Consider the following 24,860-nt stretch of genomic DNA (forward strand, 5'->3'; position numbering starts at 1 on the left):
CCACATGAAAGCCGCAGTTCTGGAGAAATTCAACGAGCCCTTCGTCATCCGTGACATCGAGTTGGCAGCGCCGGGGCCCGACGAGGTCTTGGTGCGCACCGCCGCCGTGGGCATTTGCCACAGCGACATCCACATGCAGGAAGGCATCCGGCCGAACCTGCCGCTGCCGGCGGTGCTGGGCCATGAGGTGTCGGGCGTGGTCGAGCAGGTCGGCTCCGGCGTGCGCGACCTGCAGCCGGGCGACCACGTGGTGGGCACGCTGGCGGCCTTCTGCGGCCATTGCCCGCACTGCATCGCGGGCCGGCTGGTGCTGTGCCAGGACACCAGCGTCAAGCAGCCGCCGGGACAGGCCAGGCGCCTGCGCGCAGCAGACGCACCGGTCAGCCAGGTCTACAACCTGTCCGGCTTTGCCGAGCAGATGCTGGTGCACCGCAGCACGCTGGTGCGCATCCCCAAGGAGATGCCGCTGGACCGCGCCGCCCTGCTGGGCTGCGCCCTGACGACGGGTGCCGGCGCGGTGTTCCGCACGGCGCAGGTGCGTGCCGGCTCCAGCGTGGCCGTCATCGGCTGCGGCGGCATCGGGCTGGCCGCGATCAATGGCGCGCAGATCGCCGGTGCGGCGCGGATCATCGCGATCGACCGGCTGCCGCACAAGCTGGAGCAGGCGCGGCAGTTCGGCGCCACCGACACCATCGATGCCTCCAGCGGCGATGCGGTGGAGCAGGTGCGGCAACTGACCGGCGGCGGGGTGGACTATGCGTTCGAGTGCATCGGCCTGCCGGCCACCGTCGAGCAGTGCTGGGCGATGCTCAAGCCTGCCGGAGTGGCCACCATCCTGGGGATCTTCGGCCCCGGCGCCAAGGTCAGCGTCGCCGGCATGGACCTGCTGCAGGAAAAGCAGCTGCGCGGCTCGATGCTGGGCTCGGTGCGGCCGCCCGAGGACATTCCGGCACTGGTTGATCTCTACCTGCAGGGGCGGCTCAAGATCGACGAGCTGATCTCGCGCCGGATTCCGCTGGAGCAGATCAACGAGGGGTTCGATGCGCTGCGCCGCGGCGAGACGACCCGTTCCGTCATCGTGTTCGACCTGTAGTCCCCTCCAGTCTTGCCAGGAGTGTCCATGCCTTCCACCTCCCACGTTCGCGGCGACCAAGCCGACCTATCCGCGGAATGCCTCGATGTGCTTTTCATCGGCGCCGGCATCTCCGGCATCGGCGGCGCCTACCACCTGCGCCAGCAGTCGCCCCACCGCAGCTTCGCCATCCTCGACGAGCAGGACAGTTTCGGCGGCACCTGGTGGACGCACCGCTACCCCGGCATCCGCTCGGACAGCGAGCTCTACACCTTCGGCTACCGCTTCAAGCCCTGGGTCGGGGCGCCGATCGCCACCGCGGCGGAGATCCTCAAGTACCTTGGCGATGTCGTCGAGGAGAGCGGCCTGGACCGGCATATCCGCTACCAGCACCGGGTGCTGAGCGCATCGTGGTCGACGGCGGAGGCGCGCTGGACGGTGAAAGGCGTGCGCACGGACACCCAGGAGCCCTTCGCCATCCAGGCCCGCTTCCTGTGGATGGGGCAGGGCTACTACCACCACGACAAGGGCTACATCCCCGAGTGGCCCGGCATGGCGGACTTCCAGGGAACGCTCATCCATCCGCAGCAATGGCCGCAAGACCTGGACATCGGCGGCAAGCGCGTGGTCCTGATCGGCTCTGGCGCCACGGCGGCCACCGTCATTCCCGCGATCGCCGGGCGCTGCGCGCACGTGACGATGCTGCAGCGCTCGCCCACCTATTTCAAGACCGGACGCAATGCCAACGAACTGGCCGACATGCTGCGCGGCCTGTCCATTCCCGAGGAATGGGTGCACGAGATCGTGCGCCGCAAGCTGCTCAAGGAGCAGCAGGACGTGGTGGACGCGGCATTTTCCGATCCCGAGGAACTGCGCGAGCGCCTGCTCGCGGGGGTGCTCGAGCACCTGGGCTCGCAGGAGATGGTGGACCAACATTTCACGCCACGCTACCTGCCCTGGCGCCAGCGGATCGCCTTCGTGCCCGATGGCGACCTGTTCAAGGCCATCCGCTCGGGTGGCGCGTCGGTCGTCACGGACGAGATCGAGCGCTTCGAGGCTGGCGGAATCCGCGTGAAGTCGGGCGATCTGCTGGAGGCCGACATCGTGGTGGCGGCCACCGGCCTGGAGCTGGCGGTGATGGGCGGGATTGCGTTCTCCGTCGATGGCCGGCCGGTCGATTTCGCCGAAACCGTGATGTACCGCGGCGCGATGTTCACCGGTGTTCCCAACTTGCTGTGGGTCTTCGGCTACTTCCGTGCCAGCTGGACACTGCGGGTGGACCTGCTGGGCGATTTCTTCGGCCGCCTGCTGGCGCATATGGACCAGCAGGGGGCAACGCAGGTCACGCCCGCCCTGCGCCCCGAGGATGCCGGCATGCAACGCCTGCCCTGGGTCGAGCCGTCCAGCTTCAACCCCGGCTATCTGATGCGCGTGATGGACCGCATGCCGCAGCAAGGCAGCCAGCAGCCCTGGCAGCACACGCAGGACTACTGGCGCGACAGCGAGGAACTGCCCGCTGCCAGCCTGGAGGATGGGGCGCTGGTCTATGGCGGCAGCCTGCAGCATGGTGTACCGCGGGTGTCCGAGCGCGAGCCCGCCGTCCAGGATCTGGCCTAGAAGTCCATTCGGTAACTTTGCAGGAGAGCAGTTGCATGCGCATGGCCAACAAGCACGTCGTCGTCACCGGCGGCGCCAGCGGCATCGGGCTGGCCACGGCCCGCCGCTGCCTGGAGGAAGGCGCCCGCGTCGCCATCGCCGATCTTGCCGCCAGTGAGCGTGGCTTCGAGGCGGCGCGAGCGGCCGATCCGCTGCTGCGCACCGCGCGCTTCATCGCCACCGATGTCACCTCGGCGGACAGCGTCGATGCGCTCTTTGGCGAGCTGGCCGCTTCCTGGGGCGAGGTACACGGCGTGTTCAACAACGCCGGCATTGCCCTGGCGGGCCCGGCGGTTGATTTCGGGGACGAGGACTATCTGCGTGTGCTCGATGTCAATCTGCACGGCGTGTTCCGCGTCGCCAGGGCGGCCATGCGTCTGATGGGCCGCCAGGGGCAGGGCAGCATCGTGAACTGCGCCTCGGTGCTCGGAGCGTCGGGGCGCGCGGGTGCCTCGGCCTATTGCGCGTCCAAGGGCGGCGTGGTCAACCTCACCCGAGCCCTGGCGATGGAGGCGGCACCGCGGCAGGTGCGGGTGAATTCCGTCAGCCCCGGGTTCATCGATACGCCCCTGCTGGCCGCGATGCCGCACGACAAGCGGCAGGCCTTGGCGAGGCTGCATCCGATGGGACGGCTGGGGTTGGACGGCGAGGTGGCGAACGCCGTGCTGTTCCTGCTGAGCGATGAAGCCAGCTTTGTCACTGGCAGCAATCTGGTCGTCGATGGCGGGTATTCCGCGGGCAAGGACTGAGCGTGCCCGGCTGCAGCGCCGGATACACTCGCTGCGTTGATTCAAGCGCGAGGATGTGGAGTGGAAAGGGACACCGCAGCAGCCGAACCGGGGACGCCGGCCAAGGCCATGAAAACCCGCGAACGCCTGCTGCTGACGGCGGAGCGGTTGATCGCCGAGGAGGGCGCAGGCCAGGTGTCGCTGCGCCGCATCAACGCCGAGGCCGGCGCCCGCAATCTCTCGGCGATCCACTACCACTTCGGCTCGCTGGAGGGCGTGATCACCGCGATCTTCGAGTACCGGGCCCCCACGGTGGAGCAGCAGCGCAGCCACATGCTCGATGAGCTGCAGCGCAGCGGGCGGCAGCCGAGCGTTGAGGACGTTCTGCGCATTGCCGTGTGGCCGTTGGCGGCAACCATGCTGAGCGATGCCGCGGACAACCACTATGTGCGCTTCCTCTCCGCGATCAACCGCGTGCCGCAGCTCGATACCTGGGAGGTGGTGCCGCGGCGCAATCGCCGCAGCATCATCCGCTGCTACCTGTTGCTGCGGCGCATGCCGCTGGCCGTGCCCGCGGACATCCTGCACCTGCGCATCATCATGGGGCTGCGCGAGATGTTCCACGTCCTTGCGGATGTGGATCACAACGTCCGCGAACGCCACCCGGGTCTGCGTGACCCGCTGGTGGTCTTCCATGCGAATGAGCTGATCACCCGGCTGATGAGCGCGCTGCAGGCCCCGGTCAGCGAGGCCTCGCAGGTGGCGCTCGATACCCTGCGGGCCAGCGCCGCGCCTGGCAAAGCCTCGGTCTATGGCGTGGACTCGATCCTGCTGCCCGAAATCCGCTGAACAGCCCCGGGACTATTGCGGCTCGGCCACCGCCACATACAGCAGCGGATTGCCGCTGGCGCGCTGGAACGCGGTGTCGCTCATCAACAGATCGAGCGTGAGCGTGGCCAGGTCGTCGGCCAGCGGCTCGGCGAACGGGTCCTTCTCCTGGTTGACCAGCTTGCGGTAGCTGCCGCACTCACCGCAGGTCTCGGCCACGACCACGTCCTTGCCGCCATCGATGCCCTGGTAGTGGATGCCCTTGGTCGATTCGCAGTGCGAGCACTTGACGCGCACCATGTGCCACTCGCTGGCGCAGCAGCCGCAATGCAAGTAGCGGTGGCCCGCGGCCTGGCCGCCGATGCGCAGCACCGAGGCCACCGGCTCGCCGCCGCAGACCGGGCAGACCGTGGCGGGGTCGGTGTAGGGGATGTCCGCCACGTCAAGCCGGCTGGCACGCACAGCAAAGACGACCTGCAGCGCGGCCATCACGAAGGGCGCCAGGCCCACGTCGCGCGCGGCCAGCTCCTTGGTGAGCAGGCGGTTGGCGATGGCGTCGCGGCCTGCGGCGTCCAAGGCCTGCAGCTCGGCGATCAGCGGCTGCAGTGCCGCCGGCAGGCCGTGTTCGCCCGACAGCGCCTGCAGCATGGTGTCCAGCACCTGCTGCCAGGCGGGATCGAGGTGCTCGGCGGCGGGCAGCAATGGCATCGAGAACTGCTGTGCCCGCGCGATCAGCGCGGCATCGGGCGCGCTCAGTTGCAGCGACTGCGCCGCCGCGTGCTGGGCCTGCACCAGCTGGGCCACGAAGCGCAGGTAGTCGGCGATCGGGTTGCCTTCGGCCAGCTGGAGGATGCGCGCGGCGCGCTCGCCGAACAGGGTCTGCGGCTGCGGCAGCACCACGCGCGGAAAGCTGGTGCGGTCCAGCGATTCGATGTCGCCGGGCTGGAGAATGCGTTGCATGGGGATTCCAAATGAAGACCGGCAGCACCCGGGGGATGCTGCCGGCAGGGTCAGCCAATGGCAGGGCTCAGTCCTTGCCGCCGGTCATGCGGCGGAACCACAGCGGATGGTGGTGGCGTGCCCAGGCGCGGGTCACGGTGCCGCGCACCATGGCACCCATGGTGCCCTTGGTCCAGATCGCCGCGTAGACGTGCAGGATGATCAGGCCGATCATCCACACGGCGGCAATGGCGTGCACCAGGGCCGCGGCGCGCACCACGTCCACCGGCAGGTTCCACCAGGAGCGCCACATCAGCACGCCGGTGACGGTGATCAACAGCATGCCGATGACCAGGCCCCAGAACAGCAGCTTCTGGCCGCCGTTGTACTTGTCCTGCTCGGGCATGGGGTGGTGGCTGTCGGCGGCGAGCTTGGGCACCTGCTTGAGCCACTGGATGTCGCGCTCGCGCACCACGTTGGCGCAGGCGAAGCGCGCCGCCAGCACCAGGAAGCACACGGCCATCACCACGCCGATGTAGGGGTGCAGGATGCGCGTCCACGGGCCGCCGCCGAAGAGCTGCGCCAGCGGAAAGAACGCCGGGTGGAAGAACGCCAGGCCGGACAGCGCGAGCAGCACGAAGCAGATCGCCACGATCCAGTGGTTGATGCGCTCCGATGCCCGGTAGCGCACGATGTCACGGGGATTGCGGTTCATACGCCTGTCTCCTTTCGTGCCTCGTCTTCGTCCTCTTCCGGCACCTCCAGCGGACCCTTGGCGACGTAGTGGAAGAAGCTGCCGACGGCAGCCACGCCCAGCGCCGCCAGGGCCAGCGGCTTGGCCACGCCCTTCCACAGTCCGACCATGGGGCTGATCTTCGGATCGTCGGGCAGGCCGTGGTAGATCGACGGCTTGTCCGCATGGTGCAGCACGTACATCACGTGCGTGCCGCCCACGCCTTGCGGGTCGTACAGGCCGGCCTTGGCGAAGCCGCGCTCCTTTAGGTCGGCGATGCGGGTATCGGCCTGGGCCTTCATGCCTTCCTTGGTGCCGAACATGATGGCGCCGGTCGGGCAGGTCTTGACGCAGGCCGGCTCCTGGCCCACGGCCACGCGGTCGGAGCACAGCGTGCACTTGTAGGCCTTGTGGTCCTTCTTGGAGATGCGCGGCACATCGAACGGGCAGCCGGTGACGCAGTAGCCGCAGCCCACGCAGTTCTCCTGGTGGAAGTCGACGATGCCGTTGCTGTACTGGATGATGGCGCCGGGCGACGGGCAGGCCTTGAGGCAGCCGGGGTCTTCGCAGTGCATGCAGCCGTCCTTGCGGATCAGCCATTCCAGGTTGCCCGATTCCTCGTTCTCATACTCGGTGAAGCGCATCACCGTCCACGAGTTCTCGGTCAGGTCGTTGGGGTTGTCGTACACGCCGTGGTTGGAGCCGACCTCGTCGCGGATGTCGTTCCATTCCATGCAGGCCGACTGGCAGGCCTTGCAGCCAATGCACTTGGAGACGTCGATCAGCTTGGCGACTTCGCCCGAGCGCGGCGAGCGCGCGCTGGGCGAGGACGTGGTGGTGGCCGAGCGGCGCTTGATGTCGAGGGATTGCAGTGACATCGGTTTCTCCTTACGCCTTCTCGACCTTCACGAGGAAGGTCTTGAACTCGGGGGTGTTGGTGTTGCCGTCGCCCACGAAGGGCGTCAGCGTGTTGGCGATGAAGCCCGGCTTGGTCACGCCCTTGAAGCCCCAGTGGATCGGGATGCCCACGTGGTGCACGGGCTTGCCCTCGATCTGCATGGGCTTGATGCGCTTGGTGACCACGGCCACGGCCTTGATGTACCCGCGCTTGGAGCTGACCTTGACGCGGTCGCCCGCGACGATGCCGATCTCCTTGGCCAGCGCCTCGCCGATCTCGACGAACTGCTCGGGCTGCGTCACCGCGTTCACCAGCGCATGCTTGGTCCAGTAGTGGAAGTGCTCGGTGATGCGGTAGGTCGTGCCCACGTGCGGGAAGTCCGCGGCCTTGCCGAAGGTCTCCCAGACATGCGGGAACACGCGCGCCGCGGGGCTGCTCGTGGCCTTGGGGTTCTTCGGGTGCAGCGGGTTGTAGCCCAGCGGCGTGTCGAAGGGTTCGTAGTGCTCGGGGAACGGCCCTTCGGCCATGCCCTTGCGGGCGAAGAAGCGCGCCACGCCCTCGGGGTTCATGATGAACGGGCCGGTGCCGGCCTCAGGCTTGATGGCCAGGCCGTAGTCGGGCACGTCGGCGCCGCCCCAGGACGAGCCGTTCCACTTGACCAGCACGCGCTTGGGGTTGAAGGGCTTGCCCTCCAGGTCGGCCGAGGCGCGGTTGTACAGCACACGCCGGTTGGCCGGCCAGGCCCAGGCCCAGTTCAGCGTGTTGCCGATGCCGGTGGGGTCGCTGTTGTCGCGCCGCGCCATCTGGTTGCCGGCCTGCGTCCAGGCGCCGGCGTAGATCCAGCAGCCGCTCATGGTGCTGCCGTCGTCGCGCAGTTCGCCAAAGCCGGAGACCTGCTCGCCAGCCTTGCGCAATACCTTGCTCGAGTCGGCTGGATCGGTCAGGTCGACCAGCGCACGGCCGTTGTACTCCTTGGCCAGCTCTTCGGAACTGGGGTGCTTGGCCTGGGCATAGGGCCACCAGAGATTGAGCATGGGGTCAGGGAACTTGCCGCCGTCCTTGCGGTACATCTCGCGCAGGCGCAGGAACAGCGTGGACATGATCTCCACGTCGGTCTTGGCCTCGCCCGGCGGCTCGGCCGCCTTCCAGTGCCACTGCAGCACGCGCGACGAGCTGACCACCGCGCCTTCCTCCTCGGCGAAGCAACTGGTGGGCAGGCGGAAGACCTCGGTCTGGACCTCCTCGGTCTTGATGTCGTTGAACTCGCCGTAGTTCTTCCAGAACTCCGAGGTCTCGGTGGCCAGCGGGTCCATGATGACTAGGAACTTGAGCTTGGCCAGGCCCGAGCGCACGCGGTTCTTGTCCGACAGCGCCGCCAGCGGGTTGAAGCCCTGGGCGATGTAGCCGTTGACCTTGCCTGCGTTCATCAGGTCGAAGACCTGCAGCATGTCGTACTCTTTGTCGAGCTTGGGCAGGTAGTCGAAGGCCCAGTTGTTCTCGGCCGTGGCGGCCGAGCCGTACCAGGCCTTCATCAGGCTGACGTGGAACTTGGGGTAGTTCTGCCAGTAGCTCATCTGGCCCGGGCGCAGCGGTTTCTGCGTGCGCGCGGTGATGTACTTGCCGTAGTCCTGCTCGGCCTGGCGCGGCAGCGTCAGGTAGCCGGGCAGGCTGGACGACAGCAGGCCCAGGTCGGTGAGGCCCTGGATGTTGGAATGCCCGCGCAGCGCGTTCATGCCGCCGCCGGCGATGCCGATGTTGCCGCACAGCAGCTGCACCATCGCGCCGGTGCGCAGGATCTGCGCGCCGATGGAGTGCTGCGTCCAGCCCAGTGCGTACATGATGGTGGCCGCGCGGCCCGCCACCGCCGTGCTGGCGAACTGCTCGCAGACGTGCAGGAACTTGGCTTTGGGCGTGCCGCAGACGCTCTCGACCACCTCGGGCGTGTAGCGCGAGTAGTGGGCCTTGAGCAGCTGGTAGACACAGCGCGGGTGCTGCAGCGTGGTGTCGGTCTTGACGAAGCCGTCCTCGCCCAGCTCATAGTCCCACGAGCTCTTGTCGTACGTGCGCTTGCTTTCGTCGTAGCCGGAGTAGATGCCGTCGTTGAACGCGAAGTCCTCGCGCACGATGAAGCTCATGTCCGTGTAGTTGCGGACATAGTCGTGGTGGATCTTGTCGTTGCTGATCAGGTAATTGATCACGCCGCCCAGGAAGGCGATGTCCGAGCCCGAGCGGATCGGCGCGTAGAAGTCCGCCACCGAGGCCGAGCGGTTGAAGCGCGGATCGACCACCATGAAGTGCGCCTTGTTGTGCGCCTTCGCTTCGGTCACCCACTTGAATCCGCAGGGGTGTGCTTCGGCGGCATTGCCGCCCATGATCAGGATAACGTCCGCATTCTTGATGTCGACCCAATGGTTCGTCATCGCTCCACGGCCAAACGTCGGGGCAAGACCTGCCACCGTCGGGCCGTGTCAGACACGGGCTTGGTTGTCGAATGCGAGCAAGCCCCAGGAGCGGGCGATCTTGGCGGTGAGGTAGCCCACTTCGTTGCTCGCGGCCGAGGCGGCGAGCATGCCGGTGGTGGTCCAGCGGTTCACGGTGAGGCCGTCGTCGGTCTTCTCGACGAAGTTAGCGTCGCGGTCGGCCTTCATCAGGCCGCCGATGCGCTCGAAGGCCTCGTCCCACGAGATGCGCTTCCACTCGGTGGAGCCGGGCGCGCGGTACTCGGGGTAGTGCAGGCGGTTGGGGCTGTTGATGAAGTCCAGCAGGCCTGCGCCCTTGGGGCACAGCGTGCCGCGGTTGACGGGGTGGTCCGGGTCGCCTTCGACGTGGATCACGGCCTGGCGGGAGTTCTTGCTGCCGTCGCCGAGCGCGTGCATCAGGATGCCGCAGCCGACGGAGCAGTAGGTGCAGGTCTGCCGCGTGACCGTGGTCGCTGCGAGCTTGTACTGGCGGACTTCGGCGAGTGCGGCGGTGGGCGAAAAGCCCATCACCGCCAGGCTCGATCCCGCCAGCGTGGAGCCGGTCACTTGCATGAACCGGCGTCTGGAGAGTTGCTTCATGGGGCGTCCTCGCTTTCTCTGGGAAGGAGGTTATAGAAATGGAAACAGTTTGCCAAGCAACGATTCTACGGTCGATATGTTTTGCGTTGCGTGAATATTGTTTTGATAGAAAACGGCTTTTGTCCCGGCGGCGGCCCACTTGTGAATAATAGGCCGCATGAACGACGACGGTATGTACAAGGAAGGCGCGGCCTCGCGGCGCGAATGGCTGCTGGCCGCGGTGCTGGGGGCGGGCGCGCTGCTGGCGGGCTGTGCCTCGCGGCCGGCGGGGCAGGGCGGCGCGGCGCGCGGCTCGGGGCCGGTGCGCCAGGGCGGGGCGGTGGCCGAGGGCGTGAGCCTGGGGCTGGACGGCCAACTGCGCGAGCCGCTGTATGCGCGGCTGATGATGGTGGTGAACACGCCCTACACCTATGGCGGCAACACGCCCGAGGGCGGCTTCGACTGCAGCGGCCTGGTGCTGTATGCGGTGCAGGGCATCACCGACCGCCGGCTGCCGCGCACCACGGCGCAGTGGGCGACGGTGAGCGCGTCCATCGATCCGGGCCGGCTGCAGCGCGGCGACTTCGTGTTCTTCAACACGCTGGGCGGGCGCTATTCGCACATGGGCATCTATGCGGGCAACGACCAGTTCGTGCATGCGCCGTCTACGGGCGGCATCGTCAGGACGGTGCCGATGAACAACCCGTATTTCTCGCGCCGCTTCACCGATGCGCGCACGGTGTTTGCCGTTTAAAAACCATAGCTGCTGGCGCTTGCCATATCTCGATTTCAGTATCAAATAGTATTGAAATCAAGATGGAATGAGCGGTAGCTGCTCATGTTTTTGAAAGCTCGTCCAGCGGCAGCTGCCAGGGCATCGCGTGCCAGGGATGCTGCGGCGAGGCGGTCCAGTCGGCCACGTCGGCCTCGCTGAAGGCCTTGCCCAAGGTGTCGGCGCGGCCCTGGGCGATCCACTGCGCGCGGCCCCGCGCCCAGGCCTGGCCGTAGGCCAGCCAATCGCCGAAGCATTGCTGGGCGCGGCAGGCGTTGAGCCGCAGCACCTCGCGGTGCATGTCTTCGGGCAGCCAGCCGAGCAGGAAGGCGCAGCGCACATAGAAGGCCACGCGCGCGCAGGCGAAGGCCATGGCGGCGCGAGGGTCGTCGCCGGCCTGCAGCTTGTGCAGGTCGAGCGTGAACCAGCGCTGGCGCAGCAGGTCGGGCAGCAGCTTGGCGATGCTGGCGTCGTCCAGGTCGGTGCGCATGCCGAGGTGGTGCAGCACCATGGGGCGCAAGCTGCGGGTCAGCGCATCGTCGGCGCCGGCGAGCTCGCGGTGGGCAAAGCCGCCGTGGATGCTGTGGAAGGCCATGGGGTGGGCCAGGGCCAGCGACCAGTCCAGCGTTGCGCTGCCCGCGCTGTAGCTGGTGGAGGCGTCACCGCGGCGGCGTGCCTCCTGGACCCGGCGCCAGCTGCCGCGCACGATCCAGAGCAGGCCCAGCAGGGCCACGGTGCCGAGCAGCCAATGGATGCGGCCCAGCAGGTAGACCAGCACCCAGGGCGTGACGAGGAAGAGGAACTTGCGCATCAGGGCACCGTCCTGGCACGCCTTTCGCGCTTTTTCGCCAGCTGCAGCGCCTGCTGCAGCGCGGCGGTCTTGGGCATGTGCTCGACGATGGCCGCATCCACGTCGTCCTTGCGCGCGGCCACCATCCACTGCAGCAAGGGCGAGCGCAGGTCGAGCCGGGGCAGCAGGTCGGGGTGCTCGGCGAGCAGCCACAGCTGTTCGGCCTCGGTGTGCAGCTCGGCCACGGCGCACCAGGGCGCGGCCTCCTGGCCGGGGGGCAGCAGGTGGACAGGGCGGCGCACGACGCCCATGGCGATGGCGTCGTCCGGTTCCTCGCCGCGCGGCTGCAGGTGGTTGAGCAGGGCCACCACGTCGCCCGCGTAGCGCGCGATCGGCGGGCGGTTCTGCTTGCCCTTGATCTGCTCGACCTGCAGGCTGCCGTCCTTTTGCACCTGGGCGTTGACGGTGATGCGCGGCTGGGCCTGGCCGGTGCGGTAGCTGAACAATCGCATGCGGCCCTGCTCGCAGGCCTCGGCATAGTGCTCGCCATAGCCGCCTCGCAGCTGCTTGCGGTCAGCAAACTGGCCCACGCAGTGGCCCATCATCTGGCTTTCGTAGGCCATCTCCTGGCGCAGCTGGGGGCTGCGGCCATCGAACTCGACGAAGCTGCCGTGCTGGCCGGGCAGCAGGCCGCGCACGGCGGCCGGCGTGTGCTCGACCCAGCCACGGCTTTGTTTTTGCGCAAAGGCCAGGTGCTCCAGCGTCCAGCGCGCCAGCGCCTGCGGGCAGTTGACGCGCTGCAGCTTGCCTTCGAGCGAGGTGCCCTGGCGCGTGGACAGGAACTCCACCAGGCGCGCCTCCAGCGCCAGCACCACGGGCGCGTCGGGGTCCACCCACCAGAGCCGGGGCAGGGCTAAGCCGCGGGATTGCTGCTCCAGGCGCTCCAGCACCCAGCCGGGCGGCGTCTGGCGGCCGAACACCGCGGCCAGCGCCTGGCCGTCGGCGATGGGCTGCAGCGCCGGCGGCTCGGCCTGGAGGTTGCCGACGACATGGCGGTAGAAGTGGTTGCCCAGCCAGGCCGTGATCTCGGGCGCATCGCCGCGCGCGGCGCTGCGTTCGCGGATGCGCGCCTTGATGTGCGGGGCGTTGACCACGTCGCGCGCCTGGTAGGCGCTGCCTGCCTGGGCGCCGGCCTGGCTCACCAGAACTTCCACCAGGGCTTGCGGCCGGCGGCCGGGGACTGGCCCCGGGCTTCGGCCAGCTTGCGCTCGGCCTTTTCCAGGCCGTCCTGCGACATGCGGGCTTCGGCCTCGTTGTCGTTGCCCAGTGCGAATTGCCGCTTGGCGTTCCGTCCCAGATGGGTCGCGGACTCGCGGTGCAGGGCCACGGCTTCTTCGAGGTGCTCGGGCCAGGCTTCGAGCGCGCCGGCCAGCCGGCGCAGGGGGTAGCTGTCCTGCAGGGCGCGCACCTCGGCCTGGTGGGCGCGCAGGCGCGGCAGCACCAGCTCGGGGCGGAAGACCGAGAAGAAGTCCAGCAGCGACATCATGCAGGCCAGGTAGTCGCGGCGCTCGTCGCGCTGCTCGTCCTCGTCCAGCCCGGCATACCACTCGTCCAGGCGTTCGAGCCAGATGCTGATCTCGTCGCCGCGATCGAGCTTGTACAGCGACAGCGCCACGGTGGGGAAGTAGCGCGTCGGCTCGTGGCGTCCGTAGCCATGGTCCTGCGCAAAGTGCCAGAGCTGTTCGGCCTCGGCGACGATGCCGGCATCGTCGTCGCGGCCGTTCGCGCACCACCACAGGCCGTCATGGTGCTCGGCGAACGGGCTGGCGGCCAGGCCCTTGCGGTGCAGTTCGGCCGCCTCGTCCCAGCGCTCCTGGTCGCGGTACTTGATGGCCAGGTTGTTGCACAGCATCGAGTACACGTGCAGGTCGGCATCCTTGAAGCGGCCCTGGCCCGTGGCCCAGAAATGCTCGAAGCGCGCCAGGCCTTCCTCGTAGTAGCGCAGCACCAGCGGCTCGCGCACCTCCTGCGCGGGCACGTGCTTCTTGCCGCCCATCAGCGGGGCGAGGTCGTCCTCGTCGTCCAGCACCACGCCGGCCGCATAGCACCAATGGGCGCCGTGGGCCTCGGGGAAGGGGCGGGCCAGCGCCTCCTGCAGCGGCAGGGCCGCAAAGCGCGCGGCCCACAGCGTGGGCAGCTTGTCGCTATCGGCGATCTCGGGGTGCAGGCCCACGGACTGCTCCAGCAGCGGCAGGGCCTGGTCCATGCGGCGCTTGGCCGCGTGGCCCATGCCTTCGATCAGCGCCAGCACGGGATGCCCGGGCTCGCTGGCGCGCACGCGCGCCAGGTAGTCGTCGGCCGGCAGCGGCGGCAGGCGTTCATCGGCCTGGGCCAGCAGCCGGCGCATGTCTTCCTCGATCTGCGCCCAGGCGAGGATCAGCGCCCAGGTGTTGGCCTGGGGGGAATCGGTGTCCGCCAGCTCCAGCGCGATGCGGTAGGCGGCCTCGGCCGAGCCGGGGCGGGCGTGGAGCACGCTCTCGAGCGCCAGCGGGGCCAGCTCGTCCAGGCGGCCGGCGTCGAGCAGCCATTGCAGCAACTGCGCGGTGAACGGGTCGCCGTCGTCGTCGGTCAGGCTGAAGCGGCCCTGCGGCGCGAGCTGCAGCGCGGCGTCTTGCTGGCCCATCTGCTCGCAGGCCTGGGTCTGCAGGCGGGCGATCCTGACCCGGCGGTGGGCCTTCACGGCCTGCGACGGCGGCGGCACCTCGGCGCGCGCCAGCCATTGCTCGCAGGCCAGCAGCAGCGCCGGCAGGCTTTGCGGGGCCAGCGGCAGCAGGCGCTGGGCCACCCGCATCCAGCGGTCGAAGTCCAGCGCCTGGCCGGCATCGGCCTGGCGCAGGCCGTCGATGGCCGCCTGCACCTGGCGGGCCTGGGCGGTGTCGTCGGCGCGCAGCTGGGCCAGCTCGGCTTTCTGCAGGCAGGCCCAGGCTTCGCCGAAGGCCTGGTCGGCCTCGTGCTCGGAGCGGCTGCGCTCGTATTCGCGGCGCAGGTCTATGCCTTGCTCGGCAATGCCGTAGGCCTCGGCCTGCTGGGCCAGGGTCTGCCAGCCGTTCCAGTAGATCTCGGGGTCGGCGCTGTCGGGCAGCTGCGCCAGCAGCGTGGCCGCGGGCAGCAGCAGCGCGCAGGCGCCATCGCGGTCGAAGCGCAGGCGGCTCTGGATGTCGCTCAGCGCCAGGCTGGCCGCGCCGGTGGCGCGGTCGGTCCCTTCGTGGGCCTGCAGGGCCGCCTCGCGGTGGGTTTGCAGCAGGGCGTTGGCGGCCTGCGGCTGGTCGAGCAGCAGCCAGAAATCGTGCAGGCGCTCCAGCTCGGGCACGCTGGCCGGCGCGAAGCTCTGCTGCTGCATCAGCTCGACGGCCGCGGCCACGCGGTCGCGGTGGTCGATGGCGCCACTGCCATGCCCGTCGTCGTGGAGCAGCTCATGGGCCTGGTCCAGAAAAGCGTGCAGGGCGTCGCCGTGCAGCGCGGCGGCTTGGCGTGTGGAATTCATGGAGCCTCGGTTGCAAAAGGGGGCGGCAGCCCCCACAAAAAACCTGCATCCTAGCCGCTGCGCACGCCGCCCCGGGGGCCGGCGGCCAGAGTTTCACCGCCTGTTACAAACCGGTGGCGGCCAGTGCGCGACGGTTCCAGGGCATCTTCATCAGCAGCCGCGCCATGCCGCAGAACCCGGTCAGGCCGGCGAAGACCAGGCCGCAGCCGACGAAGCCCGGCAGCAGGTAGAACCAGGGCGAAACCACGGTGCCCAGCGCCGTGCCGCCCGTCACCAGGGTGCCGGCTGCGATCATCACCTGGCGCTGCAATTCCAGAGGCTGCGAGGTGTCGCGCCGGACCGGCAGGCCGGCCTGCTTCCAGCCGTCGAGGCCGCCTTCGAGTACATAGGCCTCGCCGCTGGTGGCGGCCCGCAGCGCCTGGGCGTTGAGCCGGGTGCGCTGGCCCGAGCGGCAGTGGAAGACGACGGCCCGGCCCTGCAGCGCCGGCGCGGCGGCGGGCAACTGGTCCATGGGGATGTTGCGGGCGATGGCGATGTGCTCGCGCGCATGCTCGTCGGCCGGGCGGATGTCCACCAGCACGGCCTTGCCTTCATCAAGCAGGGCCTTGGCGGCCTGGGGGGAGAGGGTCTGGAGGGTCATGGCAGTGCTCGCTTTCAGGGGCAGAAAATGTCTTTGAGCGTGGCGATCAGCCGGGCCACGTGCGGGTTGGCGATGCGGTAGTACAGGGTCTGGGCTTCGCGCCGGTAGCTCACCAGTCCTTCGTCGCGCATGCGCGCCAGGTGCTGCGACAGCGCGGACGGGCTCAGGCTCACCTGCTCGAGCAGCGCGCCCACGGTCATCTCGCCGTGGCTGAGCAGCAGGCACAGCACCAGCAGCCGGTTTTCGTTGCCGACGGCGCGCAGCAGCGCGGCGGCCTGGGCCGCGCCTTGCTGCATGAAGAGCTGTTGGGGGTCGGTGCTTGACATATTTGGTTTAGATATTTCTAATTTAGATTATTCTAAATAAATGCGCAAACCCCTGCGGACATCGCTGCCATGAACCCTTCCAGTCCTTCGCCCCGCATCCAGGCCTTCTTCGACCCGGCCACGTTCACGGTCACGTACCTGGTGTCCGATCCAGGCAGCGGCGAGGCCGCGGTCATCGACCCGGTGCTGGACTACGACCACCGCAGCGGCCGCATCAGCACCGCGTCGGCCGACCGCGTGCTGCAGGCCATCGCCGACCAGGGGCTCGCGCTGCGCTGGATCCTGGAGACCCACGCCCATGCCGATCACCTGAGTGCGGCGCCGTACCTCCAGCGGCACACCGGCGCGCCGGTGGCCATTGGCGAGCACATCCGCGAGGTGCAGGCCCTCTTCGGCCCGGTGTTCCATGCGGACGACGTGTCGGGCGACGGCCGCGAGTTCGACCGGCTGCTGCGCGACGGCGAGGTGCTGGCGCTGGGCGCGCTGTCCATCGAGGTGCTGCACACGCCCGGCCACACGCCGGCCTGCGTGGCCTACCGCGTGGGCGATGCGGTGTTCGTCGGCGACACGCTGTTCATGCCCGACTACGGCACGGCGCGGGCCGACTTTCCGGGCGGCAGCGCGCGCCAGCTCTACCGTTCCATCCAGCGCCTGCTGGCGCTGCCGCCCGCCACGCGCCTGTTCCTGTGCCACGACTACCTGGCGCCGGGGCGCGAGGACTATGCCTGGGAAACCACGGTGGTCGCGCAGCGCGCGAGCAATGTGCATGTGCACGAGGGCGTGGACGAAGACGCCTTTGTCGCACTGCGCGAAAAGCGCGACGCCACGCTGGCAGCGCCCGCGCTGCTGCTGCCGTCGGTGCAGGTGAACATGCGCGCGGGGCGGCTGCCGCCGGCCGAGGCCAATGGCGTGTCGTACCTGAAAATTCCGGTGCGGGTGGATGGCAGGTAAAAGTGTTGCAACAAAGGGTGAAGCGCGGGATGCAGGCCCGCAAATGGCTTTAAGGTAGCTGCCATTGGCCCTTGAGAGAGACCTGCCCATGGAAGAGATCAACGCGCACGAACCCGTGTCCCGCCAGTACCAGCGCCAGCGCCGCCGGGGCGGCATGGGCAAGGCCGTGGCGCTGCTGGTCCTGGTGCTTGCCGCCGGTGGCTACGGCTGGTGGAAATACGGCCGGCAGATGGTGGCGCCGGCCCCGCAGGCCGAGACACCGGCGCAGCCCGCGCCCGAGGCTGCCAGCCCGCCCAGCGCGGCTGACAAGGCTGCGTCCGAGGCCGAGGAGCACCACCCGCTGGAGCCCGCCGCGGATGCCCAGGGCAACCCGCCGCTGGCGCCCGATGCGAACACCGCCTTCGACAGCGCCGTCACCGGCTGGCTGGGCCGCGAGCGCAGCCTGCGCTTCGTGGCGGCCGACGGGCTGGCGCGGCGCATCGTCGCCACCATCGACAACCTGCCGCGCAGCCACGTGGCCTCGCAGCTGTGGCCGCTGCATCCGGTGGGCGGGCGCATGGCGGTCGAGGGCAGCGGCGCGGACCTGCACATCGCCGCCGGCAACGCCGCGCGCTATGGCGCGGTGGTGGATTTCGTGACTGGGCTGGACCCGGCGCCGGGCGTGGCGCTGTACAAGCGCGTCTACCCGGTGCTGCAGCGTACCTATGAAGAGCTGGGCTACCCCGGCAAGCACTTCAACGACCGGCTGGTGGCGGTGATCGACCACCTGCTCAAGACGCCCGAGCCGGTGCAGCCGCTGGCGCTGAAGCTGGTGCAGGTGCAAGGACAGGTGGCACCACAGCAGCCCTGGCTGCGCTACGAGTTTGCCGATCCGCAGTTGCAGGCGCTGTCCTCGGGGCAGAAGATCCTGCTGCGCATGGGCCCGGAGCATGCAAGCCGCGTCAAGGCCAGCCTGCGCGCCGTGCGCGCGCAGATCACAAAATGATAGCTGCTCGCGCTTGATGGACGGGTGCTGGAGGCCGATTTTTCTTGAAAATCAGCCCTGCGTGACGACCTCGCCGCGCAGCGTGTAGGCCTTGGCCTCGGTGATCTTCACGTCGATCATCTGGCCGATGAGGCGCTCCTGTTTCCCATGCGCGGGGAAGTTCACCACGCGGTTGCACTCGGTGCGGCCCATGAGCTCGCTGCCGTCGCGCTTGCTGATGCCCTCGACCAGCAGGCGCTGCACCGTGCCCACGCGCTCCTCGCTGATCTCGCGGATGTGGGTGTTGATCACGGCCTGCAGTTCCTGCAGGCGGCGCAGCTTCACGTCGTGCGGCGTGTCGTCGTGCAGGCTGGCGGCGGGCGTGCCGGGGCGCGGGCTGAAGATGAAGCTGAAGCTGTTGTCGAAGCGCACGTCGTGGATGAGCTTCATCATCTTCTGGAAGTCGTCCTCGGTCTCGCCGGGGAAGCCGACGATGAAGTCGCTGCTCATCGCCATCTCGGGGCGGATGGCGCGCAGCTTGCGGATGGTGCTCTTGTACTCCATGGCCGTGTAGCCGCGCTTCATGGCCATCAGGATCCGGTCCGAGCCGTGCTGCACCGGCAGGTGCAGGTGGTTCACCAGCTTGGGGAGCTTGGCGTAGGCCTCGATCAGGCGCGGAGTGAACTCGTTGGGGTGGCTGGTGGTGTAGCGGATGCGCTCGATGCCGGGGATCTCGGCCACGTATTCGAGCAGCAGCGCAAAGTCGGCCATCTCGGTGGTGTCGCCCATCTTGCCCAGGTAGGCGTTCACGTTCTGGCCCAGCAGCGTGACTTCCTTCACGCCCTGGTCGGCCAGGCCCGCGACCTCGACCAGCACGTCCTCGAACGGACGGCTGACCTCCTCGCCGCGCGTATAGGGTACGACGCAGTAGCTGCAGTACTTGGAGCAGCCTTCCATGATGGAGACGAAGGCCGAGGCGCCTTCGACGCGCGCGGGCGGCAGGTGGTCGAACTTCTCGATCTCGGGGAAGCTGATGTCCACCTGCGGCTTGGCCTTGGCCGCGCGGGCGTTGAGCAGGTCGGGCAGGCGGTGCAGGGTCTGCGGGCCGAAGACCACGTCCACGTAGGGCGCGCGCTTGATGATCTCTTCGCCCTCCTGGCTGGCCACGCAGCCGCCTACGCCGATGAGCACGCCTTTTTCCTTCAGGTGCTTGTAGCGGCCGAGGTCGGAGAACACCTTCTCCTGCGCCTTCTCGCGCACCGAGCAGGTGTTGAACAGGATGAGGTCGGCCTGCTCCGGATCGTCGGTGGATTCATAGCCCTGGGCCGCGCCCAGCACGTCGGCCATCTTGTCCGAGTCGTACTCGTTCATCTGGCAGCCAAAGGTTTTGATGAAGACTTTTTTGGACATGGTGTTCTTGCAATGAAAATGGCTGCCAGCGCTTGCTGGGAAAGCGCTGGCAGCTATCAAAAATAGAGGATTACTTCAGCAGGCCGCTGAAGAAGCCGTTGTCGGCGCTGTCGCGCTTCTGCTGCGCCTCGGCGGGGTTCAGCACCCACGCGGCGTGCAGGCGGCCGGTGGCTTTCTCGATCACGTAGTTGACCTTGAGCGGCTGGCCGATCACCGTGTTTGGGCGGGCCAGCGTGTTCTGCGGCGTGTAGAGCTTGAAGGCCGGCGCCAGCAGCATGGCCTTGCCGTCGACCGTGGCCTCGCTCAGGCTGGCGACCACCAGGGTGCCGCGCAGCGCGGCGGCGGGAAAGTTGCGCACCGGGCCGTTGAAGCCCGCATAGGTCTGGGCCTGCGCCCAGGTGGCGAAGGGCGCGAGCAGCGCGGCCGACAAGGTGGCCAGCGCGAGCCGGCGCAGGGAGCGGTGGGGGGAGCAGCGTTGCATGGTGTATATCCAGGGGCTGGGGCTCGCATTCTACAAAGCCCGGCGGTGCCGCAGTCGGCCGCTGGGGCTTGCCGGGCCTTCAGCCACGCGACAGCAACCAGGCCGCCAGGGCGGCGGCAACCACCGCCGGCACCGCGAAGACGATCAGCAGGATGGGCAGCTCCTCGCGCACGCTGTAGCCCGCATGGGTGACGCCGACCCACATGTTGGCGAGCGCGACCGCCAGCCAGGCCGGCACGAACCATTTGGCGCCCAGCGCCACATTGGCCGTGCTGGCGCCCCACAGCCAGCCGAACAGGGCAAAGAGGCCGAGCAGCACGATGCCGCCGCCGATCACCAAGGCCATATGCATGGGATGCTCCTTCGTGGACAGACAGGGATGGGCGGACCGCGCCGGACCGCCCTGGATGGCACTATAGCGGGCCTCAGGCGTCCAGGCGGTAGCTCGACACGGCCAGCCCGCCCATGAAGGCATCCTCGTGGTAGACGCGGGTGGCGGCTTCGTTCTCGGCCGCGCCCACGGCCACCATCAGCGGCAGCAGGTGCTCCTCGCGCGGGTGCGCCAGGCGTGCGGCGGGCGCGGCTTCCCAGTCGACCAGCCGCTGGCTGCGCTCGGCGGGTGCGGCGCGCATGGTGTCGTCCAGCCAGTCGTCGAAGGCCTTGGACGGCGCATGCGCCTGCGGGCCGAAGGCGCGCAGGTTGTGGTACGAAAGGCCGCTGCCGATGATGAGCACGCCCTCGTCCCGCAGCGGCGCGATGGCGCGGCCCAGTGCCAGGTGCTCGGCCGGGTCGAGCCCGCGCCTGAGCGACAGCTGCACCACCGGGATCCGGGCCTCGGGGTAGATGGCCTGCATGGGCGAGAACATGCCGTGGTCGTAGCCGCGCTCGGCGTCGAGCGCCTGGGGCAGGCCGGCCGCCTGCAGCAACTGCGCCACGCGCTGCGCCAGCGCCGGCGAGCCGGGCGAGCGGTAATGCACGTGGTAGGTGTGCGCGGGAAAGCCGCCGTAGTCATAGAGCATGCCCGGCTGCGGCGTGGCCTGCACGGTGAACGCCGGCTCCTCCCAGTGGGCCGAGACCATCAGCACGGCCTCGGGCGGGCGCGGCAGCTGGTTCGGCATGTCGGCCAGCGAGTCTTCCAGCAGCCGGTAGGTGTCGCCCATCTCGGCCTTCATCCACGGCCAGGGGCCGCCGCCGTGGGAGATGAAGTACACGGGCATGCGGGCGGTGGAGACGGTATTGGTCATGGTGGGGTGGGGCCAGGGTTGCGGCGCGGTTCAGTATGGCATGTAGATGAGGGCGCCTGCCGCCTTTCAAGGCCAGCCTTGCCGGCCGTCGATTGCATCGGTCATGGGTCCCTGGTATTTACCCCAGGCCAGCGTGCCTGGCTTTCTTCGATAATCTATGTACCAGTTGGTACATGAGGAAAAAATGCGTAGAACCTATCTGAAAACGGCGCTGGCGGCGATGCTGCTCGGCAGCGCGGCGGCGGGGGCCTGGGCGGACGGCGCCTGGCCCGCCAAGCCCATCCGATTCGCAATCCCGCAGGCGGCCGGATCGGCCAACGACGTGCTGGCGCGCACGCTGGCAGAGCAGTTGTCCCGCGAGCTGAAGCAGGCCGTCGTGGTGGAAAACAAGCCGGGTGCCAACGGCTCGCTGGCGGCCAGCTTTCTGCTGTCGCAGCCGGCCGACGGCTACACCTTGTTCATGGCCGGGGTCTCCAACCTGTCGTGGAACCCGTACCTGTACAGCAACCTGTCCTACGATCCGGCCCGCGATTTCGACGGGGTGGCGGTGTTTGCCGATACGCCCTTCGTGTCCATCGTCTCACCCAGGCTGGGCGTGAAGAACTTCGCCCAGTTCAAGGAGCTGGTGCAGAAGCATCCCGGCAAGTACACCTATGCCTCGGCCGGCATCGGCAACTCCACCCACCTGGCCACCGAGCTGATCAAGAAGCAGGTCGGCCTGCAGATGGAGCACGCGCCGTTCAATGGCGCCGGCAGCACCACCAGCGTGATCGCCGGGGACACGCCGTTCATGACCACGCCGCCGGGCGCGATTTCGGAAATGATCAAGTCCGGCAAGCTGGTGGCGGTCGCCGTCACCGGTGACAAGCGCCTGAAGGCCCTGCCCGACGTGCCGACCTACAAGGAATTGGGCTACGACGTCGTGGTGCCGGGCTGGTACTCCATCGTGGCGAAGAAGGGCACCGACCCGCAGATCGTCAAGCGCCTGAACCAGGCCATCAACCAGGCCCTGCAGACCCCGGCCGTGCAGGACCGCATGCAGGCGCAGTCGCTCGACGCGGTGCGCTCGCAACCGTCCGACGTGAAGGCCTTCATGGAGCGCGACGCCAAGGGCTGGGGCGCCTTGATCAACGAACTGGGAATCAAGCAGTAATGCCGAAGCTGAGCACCAGAACCTTCCAGCAGCGCCTGCAGACCATGCAGGCCCTGATGCAGAGCCACGCCGCCGATGCGATCGTGTTCACCTCGGCCGACTTCATCCAGTACGCGACAAACTTCGCCGTCGACGTGCTGCCCTGGGAGCGCCCGATCTTCGCGGTGGTGACCGCCGATGGCCAGGTGCGCGTGGTCTTCAACGAGTTGTCCACTAACCACACGCGCTTTTCGATCGAGAAGGGCGACCTGTGGGTGGGACTGGAGCAGATCAGCTTCTACGCCGAGCACCCGCGCATCACCAACCGCCTGCCGCTGGCCAGCGAGCTGCCGGCATTGCTCGCCTCCGTGCTGCGCCGGCTGGGCCTGGCGGGCGGGCACCTGATGGCCGATGGGGTGGGCGGTGTGCTGCAGCAGGCCGTGGCGCAGCTGCCTGCGACCCGCGTGAGCGCCATGCCGCAGGCCCTGCGCTCGCTGCGCTGGGTGAAGAACGATGAGGAGCTGGCCATCATGCGCGCGCTGGCCGGGCTGACCGACTGGACGCAGCAGCGCTTCAAGGAACTGTACCGCCCGGGCCTGCAGACCCAGGTGCTGGACTTCCAGGTGGCGGCGCTGATGGCCGAGGAAGCGGCCCGGCGCTTTCCCGGCGAGAGCTTCGACGTGCTGCGCTGCTGGACGCTGAGCGGCCCGGCATCGGCCTCGCCGCACGGCGACGGGGCGAATTGCGGCGCCGTCATCAGCAAGGGCGATACCATCGTCAACTTCGTGCTGCCGCGGCTCAATGGCTACTACGTCGAGAACGAGCGCACCTGGTTCGTCGGCAAGCCGGGCGACATGCAGAAGCGCTGCTTCGAGGCTGCGCGCGAGGCCACCGAAGCCGGCGTGGCGGCGGCGCGGCCGGGCAACCGGGTCTGCGACATCGATGCGGCGGCGCTGGCGGTGATCTGCAAGGCGGGGCTGGATGAATACGTGTTCCACCGCACCGGCCACGCCGTGGGCCTGATGCTGCACGAGTACCCGGAGGACATGGCCTTCAACTACCGCGAGCTGCTGGTGGGCGAGGTCTATTCGTCGGAGCCCGGCCTGTATGTGCACGGGCTGGGGGGCTTCCGCATCGACGACACCGTGGTGGTGGGCGGCACGCCCGAGGTGCTGGTGGCTACGCCCAAGACGCTGGAGTTCGCGACTATCGACGCTTGAGCTGGCCCGCGAGCATCTGGTCGAACAGCTGAGCGGCCTGGGCGATGCTCTCGGCCTCCTGCGTCAGCAGCAGGTCGAGCATCAGCCCGCGGATGCAGGCCAGGCGCAGGCGCGCATACTGCAGGGCTTCGCCGGCGGGCAACTGGTAGTGCTGCGCGTAGCTGGCCGACAGCAGGCCCAGCCACTCGTCGACAAAGGAGCGCGCGAAGGCCTCGTGGCCCTGCGGCGAACGCAGCACCTTCACATAGATCTCGAAGATGATGCGGAAGATCTTCTGGTATTCCGGCGTCGAGAAATAGGCCCAGGCCCGCGAGATGCCGTGGGCGGGCTCCGCCTGCTGGTCGGCGAAGTACTTGCGCGACTTGTCCAGCTCGATGCGGCGGATCTCGTTGATCAGTGCCTCCCAGAAGCCCTCGGAGCCGCCGAAGTGGTAGTTGATCATGCGGTGGCTCGTGCCTATGCCCTGCGCGATGGTGCGGATGGACTCGTCGGCCAGGCCGTGCTCGAGCACATGGGCGGCGGCATTCTGGATGATGCTTGTCTTCATGGCCAGACTCCGGAAAGCAAAAAGCCCTGTCTTGCGACAGGGCTTGGTGCTTGAAATGGTGGTCGTAGTGGGACTTGAACCTACGACATCAGCATTATGAATGCTGCGCTCTAACCAACTGAGCTATACGACCGGAAGACCAGCATTATATACACAATTTTCAGCTGTGGCTGAAATTCGCTGCGCGTTTGTTGACGAAGGCGTCCATGCCTTCCTTCTGGTCGTTGGTGGCGAACAGCGCGTGGAACAGGCGGCGCTCGAACATCACGCCGTCGGACAGGCCGCCCTCGAAGGCGCGGTTGACCGATTCCTTGGCCGCCATCACCGCGATCTGCGAGAAGCCGGCGATGATGATCGCCGCGCCCAGGGCTTCTTCCATGAGCTTGTCGGTGGGCACCACGCGGCTGACGAGGCTGGCACGCTCGGCCTCGTTTGCGTCCATCATGCGGGCGGTGAGGGCCATGTCCATGGCTTTGCTCTTGCCCACGGCGCGGGGCAGGCGCTGCGTGCCGCCGGCGCCGGGGATGACGCCGAGCTTGATCTCGGGCTGGCCGAACTTCGCGTTCTCGGCGGCGATGATGAAGTCGCACATCATCGCCAGCTCGCAGCCGCCGCCCAGCGCGAAGCCGCTGACGGCCGCGATCACCGGCTTGCGGATGCTGCGGATGGTTTCCCAGTTGCGGGTGATGTAGTCGCCCTTGTAGGCATCGGCAAAGCTGTACTTGGCCATGGCGCCGATGTCGGCGCCGGCGGCGAAGGCTTTTTCGCTGCCGGTGATGATCATGCAGCCGATCTTCTCGTCGGCGTCGAAGGCCTTCAGGGCTTCGCCCAGTTCGTTCATGAGCTGGTCGTTCAGCGCGTTGAGCTGCTTGGGGCGGTTCAGCGTGATGATGCCGACTTTGTCCGCCTCGGTGCGGACCTCGATCGTTTCGTATGCCAAGGGAGTC

The 24,860-nt window shown here is 68.1% G+C and carries 24 protein-coding genes and 1 tRNA gene; 9 read left to right on the forward strand and 16 right to left on the reverse strand.

Features of this window, described 5'->3' with window-relative positions; genetic code table 11:
• The first annotated feature begins 4 nt into the window (after nucleotides 1-4).
• From ACYVKR_RS06230 to ACYVKR_RS06245, 4 genes are all read left to right on the forward strand, one after another.
• Nucleotides 5-1,093 (forward strand): Zn-dependent alcohol dehydrogenase, encoded by a 1,089-nt coding sequence (locus tag ACYVKR_RS06230; RefSeq protein ID WP_460479934.1) that lies wholly within the window; start codon nucleotides 5-7, stop codon nucleotides 1,091-1,093.
• A gap of 27 nt (nucleotides 1,094-1,120) precedes the next feature.
• Nucleotides 1,121-2,689: a flavin-containing monooxygenase gene (locus ACYVKR_RS06235; protein ID WP_460479935.1), complete on the forward strand. Its 1,569-nt coding sequence runs from the start codon at nucleotides 1,121-1,123 to the stop codon at nucleotides 2,687-2,689.
• Between the two features lie 35 nt (nucleotides 2,690-2,724).
• Complete coding sequence (locus ACYVKR_RS06240) at nucleotides 2,725-3,477, forward strand: SDR family NAD(P)-dependent oxidoreductase (RefSeq protein ID WP_460479936.1); 753 nt, start codon at nucleotides 2,725-2,727, stop codon at nucleotides 3,475-3,477.
• A 108-nt stretch (nucleotides 3,478-3,585) separates the two neighbouring features.
• A complete protein-coding gene (locus ACYVKR_RS06245; protein WP_460479937.1) occupies nucleotides 3,586-4,305 on the forward strand; it encodes a TetR/AcrR family transcriptional regulator in 720 nt (239 codons plus the stop codon).
• A 12-nt stretch (nucleotides 4,306-4,317) separates the two neighbouring features.
• Here ACYVKR_RS06245 and fdhE read toward each other — a convergent pair whose 3' ends face one another.
• The 4 genes from fdhE to fdnG form a co-directional block, all read right to left on the reverse strand.
• Entirely contained in the window at nucleotides 4,318-5,244 is a 927-nt protein-coding gene (gene fdhE, locus ACYVKR_RS06250) for a formate dehydrogenase accessory protein FdhE (RefSeq protein WP_460479938.1), read from the reverse strand.
• A gap of 67 nt (nucleotides 5,245-5,311) precedes the next feature.
• Nucleotides 5,312-5,938, reverse strand: coding sequence for a formate dehydrogenase subunit gamma (locus ACYVKR_RS06255; RefSeq protein ID WP_460479939.1), 627 nt, complete (start codon nucleotides 5,936-5,938; stop codon nucleotides 5,312-5,314).
• A complete protein-coding gene (gene fdxH, locus ACYVKR_RS06260; RefSeq protein WP_460479940.1) occupies nucleotides 5,935-6,834 on the reverse strand; it encodes a formate dehydrogenase subunit beta in 900 nt (299 codons plus the stop codon). Before fdxH ends, ACYVKR_RS06255 begins: the two co-directional genes overlap by 4 nt.
• A gap of 10 nt (nucleotides 6,835-6,844) precedes the next feature.
• Nucleotides 6,845-9,913, reverse strand: a complete 3,069-nt coding sequence (gene fdnG / locus ACYVKR_RS06265) for a molybdopterin-binding domain-containing protein (protein WP_460479941.1) — start codon at nucleotides 9,911-9,913, stop codon at nucleotides 6,845-6,847.
• Between the two features lie 157 nt (nucleotides 9,914-10,070).
• On the opposite strand from fdnG, the gene ACYVKR_RS06270 reads away from it, so the two are divergent.
• Nucleotides 10,071-10,646 carry a C40 family peptidase gene (locus ACYVKR_RS06270; RefSeq protein WP_460479942.1) on the forward strand — a complete coding sequence of 192 codons (576 nt, stop codon included), beginning with the start codon at nucleotides 10,071-10,073 and terminating at the stop codon, nucleotides 10,644-10,646.
• 82 nt (nucleotides 10,647-10,728) lie between these two features.
• Here the strand turns inward: ACYVKR_RS06270 and ACYVKR_RS06275 are convergent, their stop codons facing one another.
• The 5 genes from ACYVKR_RS06275 to ACYVKR_RS06295 form a co-directional block, all read right to left on the reverse strand.
• Nucleotides 10,729-11,475 carry a DUF1266 domain-containing protein gene (locus ACYVKR_RS06275; RefSeq protein WP_460479943.1) on the reverse strand — a complete coding sequence of 249 codons (747 nt, stop codon included), beginning with the start codon at nucleotides 11,473-11,475 and terminating at the stop codon, nucleotides 10,729-10,731.
• A complete protein-coding gene (locus ACYVKR_RS06280; RefSeq protein WP_460480081.1) occupies nucleotides 11,475-12,671 on the reverse strand; it encodes a hypothetical protein in 1,197 nt (398 codons plus the stop codon). The genes ACYVKR_RS06275 and ACYVKR_RS06280 overlap by 1 nt, the downstream gene beginning before the upstream one ends.
• Nucleotides 12,653-14,998 carry a hypothetical protein gene (locus ACYVKR_RS06285; RefSeq protein ID WP_460479944.1) on the reverse strand — a complete coding sequence of 782 codons (2,346 nt, stop codon included), beginning with the start codon at nucleotides 14,996-14,998 and terminating at the stop codon, nucleotides 12,653-12,655. The genes ACYVKR_RS06280 and ACYVKR_RS06285 overlap by 19 nt, the downstream gene beginning before the upstream one ends.
• A 103-nt stretch (nucleotides 14,999-15,101) precedes the next feature.
• Nucleotides 15,102-15,638: a rhodanese family protein gene (locus ACYVKR_RS06290; protein ID WP_460479945.1), complete on the reverse strand. Its 537-nt coding sequence runs from the start codon at nucleotides 15,636-15,638 to the stop codon at nucleotides 15,102-15,104.
• 14 nt (nucleotides 15,639-15,652) lie between these two features.
• Nucleotides 15,653-15,964 (reverse strand): ArsR/SmtB family transcription factor, encoded by a 312-nt coding sequence (locus ACYVKR_RS06295; RefSeq protein ID WP_460479946.1) that lies wholly within the window; start codon nucleotides 15,962-15,964, stop codon nucleotides 15,653-15,655.
• Nucleotides 15,965-16,033: 69 nt separating this feature from the next.
• On the opposite strand from ACYVKR_RS06295, the gene ACYVKR_RS06300 reads away from it, so the two are divergent.
• Together ACYVKR_RS06300 and ACYVKR_RS06305 are read left to right on the forward strand one after the other, a co-directional pair.
• Entirely contained in the window at nucleotides 16,034-16,915 is an 882-nt protein-coding gene (locus ACYVKR_RS06300) for an MBL fold metallo-hydrolase (RefSeq protein WP_460479947.1), read from the forward strand.
• 88 nt (nucleotides 16,916-17,003) lie between these two features.
• The gene (locus ACYVKR_RS06305) at nucleotides 17,004-17,900 is read left to right on the forward strand and encodes a DUF3014 domain-containing protein (RefSeq protein ID WP_460479948.1); all 897 of its coding nucleotides are present in this window, start codon (nucleotides 17,004-17,006) and stop codon (nucleotides 17,898-17,900) included.
• A 51-nt stretch (nucleotides 17,901-17,951) separates the two neighbouring features.
• Here the strand turns inward: ACYVKR_RS06305 and miaB are convergent, their stop codons facing one another.
• The 4 genes from miaB to ACYVKR_RS06325 all read right to left on the reverse strand — a co-directional run bounded on the left by miaB (nucleotide 17,952) and on the right by ACYVKR_RS06325 (nucleotide 21,014).
• On the reverse strand, nucleotides 17,952-19,289 hold the full coding sequence (miaB, locus tag ACYVKR_RS06310) for a MiaB/RimO family radical SAM methylthiotransferase (RefSeq protein WP_460479949.1): 1,338 nt from the start codon (nucleotides 19,287-19,289) through the stop codon (nucleotides 17,952-17,954).
• A gap of 70 nt (nucleotides 19,290-19,359) precedes the next feature.
• On the reverse strand, nucleotides 19,360-19,770 hold the full coding sequence (locus tag ACYVKR_RS06315; RefSeq protein WP_460479950.1) for a hypothetical protein: 411 nt from the start codon (nucleotides 19,768-19,770) through the stop codon (nucleotides 19,360-19,362).
• Between the two features lie 79 nt (nucleotides 19,771-19,849).
• Entirely contained in the window at nucleotides 19,850-20,122 is a 273-nt protein-coding gene (locus ACYVKR_RS06320; RefSeq protein WP_460479951.1) for a hypothetical protein, read from the reverse strand.
• 73 nt (nucleotides 20,123-20,195) lie between these two features.
• The gene (locus ACYVKR_RS06325; RefSeq protein WP_460479952.1) at nucleotides 20,196-21,014 is read right to left on the reverse strand and encodes a DODA-type extradiol aromatic ring-opening family dioxygenase; all 819 of its coding nucleotides are present in this window, start codon (nucleotides 21,012-21,014) and stop codon (nucleotides 20,196-20,198) included.
• A gap of 184 nt (nucleotides 21,015-21,198) precedes the next feature.
• Here ACYVKR_RS06325 and ACYVKR_RS06330 point away from each other — a divergent pair, with 184 nt between their 5' ends.
• Together ACYVKR_RS06330 and ACYVKR_RS06335 are read left to right on the forward strand one after the other, a co-directional pair.
• Complete coding sequence (locus ACYVKR_RS06330; RefSeq protein WP_460479953.1) at nucleotides 21,199-22,167, forward strand: Bug family tripartite tricarboxylate transporter substrate binding protein; 969 nt, start codon at nucleotides 21,199-21,201, stop codon at nucleotides 22,165-22,167.
• On the forward strand, nucleotides 22,167-23,366 hold the full coding sequence (locus ACYVKR_RS06335) for a M24 family metallopeptidase (RefSeq protein WP_460479954.1): 1,200 nt from the start codon (nucleotides 22,167-22,169) through the stop codon (nucleotides 23,364-23,366). Before ACYVKR_RS06330 ends, ACYVKR_RS06335 begins: the two co-directional genes overlap by 1 nt.
• On the opposite strand, the gene ACYVKR_RS06340 is transcribed toward ACYVKR_RS06335, so the two are convergent.
• From ACYVKR_RS06340 to ACYVKR_RS06350, 3 genes are all read right to left on the reverse strand, one after another.
• Nucleotides 23,353-23,913: a hypothetical protein gene (locus ACYVKR_RS06340; protein WP_460479955.1), complete on the reverse strand. Its 561-nt coding sequence runs from the start codon at nucleotides 23,911-23,913 to the stop codon at nucleotides 23,353-23,355. The genes ACYVKR_RS06335 and ACYVKR_RS06340 overlap by 14 nt on opposite strands.
• A 56-nt stretch (nucleotides 23,914-23,969) precedes the next feature.
• A tRNA-Met gene (locus tag ACYVKR_RS06345) sits at nucleotides 23,970-24,046 on the reverse strand.
• 27 nt (nucleotides 24,047-24,073) lie between these two features.
• Nucleotides 24,074-24,853 carry an enoyl-CoA hydratase gene (locus ACYVKR_RS06350; RefSeq protein WP_460479956.1) on the reverse strand — a complete coding sequence of 260 codons (780 nt, stop codon included), beginning with the start codon at nucleotides 24,851-24,853 and terminating at the stop codon, nucleotides 24,074-24,076.
• Nucleotides 24,854-24,860 lie beyond the last annotated feature (7 nt).

Source organism: Comamonas humi, from assembly GCF_054782535.1.

Coding starts and splice junctions, on each gene's coding strand:
- ACYVKR_RS06230 (WP_460479934.1), top strand. CDS start 5: ATGAAAGCCGCAGTTCTGGAGAAATTCAACGAGCCCTTCGTCATCCGT.
- ACYVKR_RS06235 (WP_460479935.1), top strand. CDS start 1,121: ATGCCTTCCACCTCCCACGTTCGCGGCGACCAAGCCGACCTATCCGCG.
- ACYVKR_RS06240 (WP_460479936.1), top strand. CDS start 2,725: ATGCGCATGGCCAACAAGCACGTCGTCGTCACCGGCGGCGCCAGCGGC.
- ACYVKR_RS06245 (WP_460479937.1), top strand. CDS start 3,586: ATGAAAACCCGCGAACGCCTGCTGCTGACGGCGGAGCGGTTGATCGCC.
- fdhE (WP_460479938.1), bottom strand. CDS start 5,244: ATGCAACGCATTCTCCAGCCCGGCGACATCGAATCGCTGGACCGCACC.
- ACYVKR_RS06255 (WP_460479939.1), bottom strand. CDS start 5,938: ATGAACCGCAATCCCCGTGACATCGTGCGCTACCGGGCATCGGAGCGC.
- fdxH (WP_460479940.1), bottom strand. CDS start 6,834: ATGTCACTGCAATCCCTCGACATCAAGCGCCGCTCGGCCACCACCACG.
- ACYVKR_RS06270 (WP_460479942.1), top strand. CDS start 10,071: ATGAACGACGACGGTATGTACAAGGAAGGCGCGGCCTCGCGGCGCGAA.
- ACYVKR_RS06275 (WP_460479943.1), bottom strand. CDS start 11,475: ATGCGCAAGTTCCTCTTCCTCGTCACGCCCTGGGTGCTGGTCTACCTG.
- ACYVKR_RS06285 (WP_460479944.1), bottom strand. CDS start 14,998: ATGAATTCCACACGCCAAGCCGCCGCGCTGCACGGCGACGCCCTGCAC.
- ACYVKR_RS06290 (WP_460479945.1), bottom strand. CDS start 15,638: ATGACCCTCCAGACCCTCTCCCCCCAGGCCGCCAAGGCCCTGCTTGAT.
- ACYVKR_RS06295 (WP_460479946.1), bottom strand. CDS start 15,964: ATGTCAAGCACCGACCCCCAACAGCTCTTCATGCAGCAAGGCGCGGCC.
- ACYVKR_RS06300 (WP_460479947.1), top strand. CDS start 16,034: ATGAACCCTTCCAGTCCTTCGCCCCGCATCCAGGCCTTCTTCGACCCG.
- ACYVKR_RS06305 (WP_460479948.1), top strand. CDS start 17,004: ATGGAAGAGATCAACGCGCACGAACCCGTGTCCCGCCAGTACCAGCGC.
- miaB (WP_460479949.1), bottom strand. CDS start 19,289: ATGTCCAAAAAAGTCTTCATCAAAACCTTTGGCTGCCAGATGAACGAG.
- ACYVKR_RS06315 (WP_460479950.1), bottom strand. CDS start 19,770: ATGCAACGCTGCTCCCCCCACCGCTCCCTGCGCCGGCTCGCGCTGGCC.
- ACYVKR_RS06320 (WP_460479951.1), bottom strand. CDS start 20,122: ATGCATATGGCCTTGGTGATCGGCGGCGGCATCGTGCTGCTCGGCCTC.
- ACYVKR_RS06325 (WP_460479952.1), bottom strand. CDS start 21,014: ATGACCAATACCGTCTCCACCGCCCGCATGCCCGTGTACTTCATCTCC.
- ACYVKR_RS06330 (WP_460479953.1), top strand. CDS start 21,199: ATGCGTAGAACCTATCTGAAAACGGCGCTGGCGGCGATGCTGCTCGGC.
- ACYVKR_RS06335 (WP_460479954.1), top strand. CDS start 22,167: ATGCCGAAGCTGAGCACCAGAACCTTCCAGCAGCGCCTGCAGACCATG.
- ACYVKR_RS06340 (WP_460479955.1), bottom strand. CDS start 23,913: ATGAAGACAAGCATCATCCAGAATGCCGCCGCCCATGTGCTCGAGCAC.